Origin of the sequence: Campylobacter concisus, assembly GCF_002913545.1 — a bacterium.
Classification (GTDB): Bacteria; Campylobacterota; Campylobacteria; order Campylobacterales; family Campylobacteraceae; genus Campylobacter_A; species Campylobacter_A concisus_AV.
The window spans coordinates 1-453 of record NZ_PPBR01000038.1; the positions used below are offsets into that span (position 1 = coordinate 1).

1 protein-coding gene is annotated in these 453 nt (G+C 38.6%); it reads left to right on the top strand.

Annotated elements, in window-relative coordinates:
• The coding region (pth, locus tag CYP05_RS02630; RefSeq protein ID WP_219809353.1) for an aminoacyl-tRNA hydrolase at nucleotides 1-451 on the top strand (451 nt) is incomplete at its 5' end.
• Nucleotides 452-453: the final 2 nt, after the last annotated feature.

Below are 453 nucleotides of genomic sequence, written 5' to 3' on the forward strand. Positions count from 1 at the left end.
ACACAACATAGGCTTTATGCTTATAGACCTCCTAAAAGACTCAAATTTCAAAGATGTTAGCTCAGCCAAATTTCAAGGCGAAGTTTTTAAATTTAACGACATTATCTTGCTAAAACCAACAACCTTTATGAACCTCTCAGGTCAAAGCGTAAAGGCTGTAAAAGACTTTTATAAACCAGATAGGATCATCGTCATCCACGACGATCTAGACCTTAGTTTTGGCGCGGTTAAATTTAAAAAAGGCGGCAGTAGCGGCGGGCATAACGGCATAAAATCGATCGATAATCTAATAGGCAACGACTATGAAAGAGTGCGTGTTGGTATCGGACATGACGGCGATGCTAAAAATTTTTTCCTTGGCGAGTTTAGTGACGTGGAGCAAAATGATTTAGATGAAATTTTAGCATATACAAAAAATGCAGTTTGCGAGCTGTCTTTTATCATCATCTGACG